Below are 3267 nucleotides of genomic sequence, written 5' to 3'. Positions count from 1 at the left end.
TTCGATAGGCATGCGCACGTGCTCAAACGAACCGGCACGATGTTCCTCGAGGGAATAGGTGTTGGTAAGGAAGAGTTCCCACTGGGCATCCACACTCGTGAGGATGGGCGATGCGCTCCTCGTTCACGCTCGACCAGGCGTGCTGTTCCACCTTTTCTGCGAGCCATTCACTGACGACGAGGGGAGTTTTTATGGCGGAAGTATGGCCTGCATTTCTCAGTCGACGCGACCGCCGGGAGGTCAGCTTTTGGCCGACACACGTCGTCGAACTTCGGATTGACCCTAGCTGGCGCTTCGGCGGTAGAACGCCAGCGAGCCAGCCAAGGCCAACAACGCGGCGCCGCAGGAGCGGTCCAGCCAAAGGACTGCTCGCTGATGCAGCAGCCTTACGGCGCGCGCTCCGACAACCGCGTAGCCCAGCATGACAGCGAAGTCCAGCCCTGCGAACACCAGGCCAATCACGACGTACTGCGGCCATTGTGGCGTAGCTGCGTCGATGAACTGCGGCAGCAATGCCGAACAGAACAGGTACCCTTTTGGGTTGGTGACTGCGACCAGAAAGGGACTTCGCGAAGACGCGTCGCGCTGCAGCATCGCTGTTTTCCGCTCCCGATTGCGAAAGGTCCAGAGCTCCGTTTGAGCGCAACAGCCTGAGGCCAACCCACGCGAGGCAAGCCGCGCCGAACCATTTCACGACGGAAAACCAGAACTCCGATGCAGCAAGCAAGGCGCCGAGACCCAGCGCGACGGCGCCGACCAGCACGAAGTCAGACATGACTGCGCCGAACATTCCGGGAAGGGACCGGCGCACGCCATTGCGTGACCCATTGGCCAGCGCCAGCAACACGGTCGGCCCTGGTGTTGCGATGGCCACCAAGGCGACCAACGCAAAGACCGAGAGGGTCGTGAGGTTCGTTGCGTGTGCGAGCAGTGGAGCTTCCATACATCACCAGATTGTTCTTCGACCGCGAGGACCGTCAGCGGTCGCGGTTCGGGGCAGGGGGCAGTCCCGTGGAACGCACCATAGCTGAATGAGGCGTAGTCGGGAAGGGCCGGTTCTGGCCGTCACCGGCACATGGACAGCACTACGGATGATTCAGAATTTTCGCCTTCTCTCGCTCGAACTCGGCTTGGGTTAGGACGCCGCCATCAAGGAGTTTCTTCAGGTTGATGAGCTTCGTGAATTTGACGTCCTCGACTGCCGCGCAGTCAGGTTGATGAGTTGAGCACCGGCAGGTCGAGCCCCATCGCCAGAGAACGCGCTCAGGGCTGCGCTATTCCCACGCCACGTAATCAAGCGAGATGACGCCGTGCGGCGTGCAGAGCCTGAACGCGTCGGGGCGTTCAATCGAGACGCCGAACGCGCTGCCCAGGTGCAGCAGCGTGCCGGGCGCTGGCCGCTCGTACGGCGCGGGCGGCCACACGGGGCACGCTTGCGCACGCACGAGCGCCGGCCACAGGTGCGAGACGAAAGAAATCTCAGCGCCGTCATAGGAGGCAGACAAGAGGCCCACGAGGTAGCCCCGGCTGTCGAAGACGGGGCCACCGCTCGTGTCGCCGGRTACGGCGCATTCGACAGCGAGGCAAGGTCCCGGGAGGCGGCGGTCGCGCCCGTTGGGGTAGCGGTCGATGACGCGACCGAGCTGGCATTGCGGGGCCTTCTCGATGCGCGTGTTACTCGCTATTGCTTCGGTGCCGTCGCTCGCAGCTGAGAGGCCCGTCACCGTGAGCACGTCGCCCAGCGCGGGCATGCGCGTGGTGAGCCACGCGTCATAAAGCGCCGGTCTGCGGGGTAGCACGAGCTCAGCGCCATCGACAAGACGGCGAGGTCGCTGTCAGGCACGAGCGCGATGCGGAGCACAGTCCACAGCAGCATGCCGCCGTCAGGCAGCGGGGCCTGCACGACGAGCGTCGCCTCGTCGCGTTGGAGCTTGCCGTAGAAGTCGTGCTCATGGAGCACGTGCGCCGCGCACAGTGCAAGGCCCGGCCCGACCATCACGCCGGAGCCGTAAGTGTGGTGCCCGTCGCGGTCGCGAAAGCTCAGCGCGAGCAAGATTCCGTTTTGCGCACCCACGCGCATGTAGTCGCCGTTCGAGCCCTCGAAAAGCAAGCACTGCGCGGCGAAGGTGAGCCGCTCGCCGGGCGTGAGCTCCTGCTCGGGGTCAAGCAGCGCAACGGTCGAGGCGTCATCTTTTCCCATTGATGCTTGATGCTGCGTCATAGGTGGAACTGCTACCCCCTGTGACCACGAAGGCCACGAAGGCCACGCGCCAGCGTCACTGACTACATTGTCTGGGTGGGTCCCCGGCCATAGCTGGCATCGACCAGCGGCAACCGGCCGGCGGTTGAACCAGATTCTGCGGCGCTGCTGAGCTGCGCGCCAGCATYGGTTGAACGATAGGAAGGCCACCGGCAAACCGCTGGCAGAATTGCCAGAACAGGAGGGGCGTCGAAGGTGAACGTTGAAGTGAGTGTCGAAGTTGCTCGCCATCAAAGAGAAGTACAGCGCAAGCTTGGGCGCTTCCTGTTCCGGATTCAGCAGTACGAGCGGCTTCTCAAGGCACTGGTAGCAGATGCCAAATACGAAGGCACTGTTGAAACTGCAAAAACGTTCCGCGACCAGCGGGTGGAAAAGCTGGCGACAAAGTCGCTGGGTCAGCTCATCGACGAGCTTAGAAGGTCGCACCTGCGCACGGCTGCTGAGGTTGCAGCATCGGCAGCAAATTCCGCTAGCGTTGACGAAGGTCAGCCAGTCGAGCGACTGACGATGAGCTTTCAGGCAGTCTTGCAGATGACCGAGGAGGACCTGGCGCGGACCGAGGCGGACTTGAGCCACCTCCTCGCGCTTCGCAACAGCCTCGTACATCACCTGCTCGAGCAATTCGACGTGTGGACGCTTGAGGGTAGCAAGGCCGCGGAAGACCACCTCGACCGCAGCTATGAGAAGGTCGACGCCGCCTACGGAACGCTACGCCAATGGGCAATGGCTTCAATAGAGGCACGCCAACACATGGCGTCCTTCATGGCCACTCCCCAGTTTCAGGAGCTACTACTTCACGGGGGCCTGCCAAGTGAAAGCTTCGATTGGCCGTCAAGCCATGTGGTCAAACTTCTGCGCCAAGCAGAGACGTCCGGGACAACGGACGGTTGGACGAGCTTGACAAGAGCCATCGACCTGATTCGCAAGAGCGACCCTGAGCAAACGCCATGGCGATACGGGTGCAAGACCTGGCGCCAGGTTCTCAAGCAGACGGGGCAGTTTGAGGT

General features: G+C 62.5%; 4 protein-coding genes and 1 pseudogene. 1 reads left to right on the top strand and 4 read right to left on the bottom strand.

Annotation, left to right across the window (positions count from 1 at the left end):
• Positions 1 to 282: 282 nt before the first annotated feature.
• From AC1DY5_RS48515 to AC1DY5_RS48500, 4 genes and pseudogenes are all read right to left on the bottom strand, one after another.
• A pseudogene (locus AC1DY5_RS48515) lies at positions 283 to 943 on the bottom strand (LysE family translocator).
• Positions 944 to 1085: 142 nt separating this feature from the next.
• Positions 1086 to 1166 carry an SHOCT domain-containing protein gene (locus tag AC1DY5_RS48510; RefSeq protein ID WP_478121482.1) on the bottom strand — a complete coding sequence of 27 codons (81 nt, stop codon included), beginning with the start codon at positions 1164 to 1166 and terminating at the stop codon, positions 1086 to 1088.
• 108 nt (positions 1167 to 1274) lie between these two features.
• The gene (locus AC1DY5_RS48505; RefSeq protein WP_478121481.1) at positions 1275 to 1751 is read right to left on the bottom strand and encodes a hypothetical protein; all 477 of its coding nucleotides are present in this window, start codon (positions 1749 to 1751) and stop codon (positions 1275 to 1277) included.
• Positions 1721 to 2200 carry a hypothetical protein gene (locus AC1DY5_RS48500; protein ID WP_478121480.1) on the bottom strand — a complete coding sequence of 160 codons (480 nt, stop codon included), beginning with the start codon at positions 2198 to 2200 and terminating at the stop codon, positions 1721 to 1723. Before AC1DY5_RS48500 ends, AC1DY5_RS48505 begins: the two co-directional genes overlap by 31 nt.
• Positions 2201 to 2455: 255 nt before the next feature.
• On the opposite strand from AC1DY5_RS48500, the gene AC1DY5_RS48495 reads away from it, so the two are divergent.
• The coding region (locus AC1DY5_RS48495) for an OST-HTH/LOTUS domain-containing protein (protein WP_478121479.1) at positions 2456 to 3267 on the top strand (812 nt) is incomplete at its 3' end.

Source organism: Variovorax sp. P4_D9 (assembly GCF_056401695.1).
The sequence above is the reverse complement of the archived record's forward strand: the minus strand, read 5'-3'. Positions and strand labels throughout refer to the sequence as shown.

What these genes read in the sequence shown, in the direction of transcription:
- AC1DY5_RS48500 (WP_478121480.1), bottom strand. Translation starts at nt 2,200, where the DNA reads ATGGGAAAAGATGACGCCTCGACCGTTGCGCTGCTTGACCCCGAGCAG.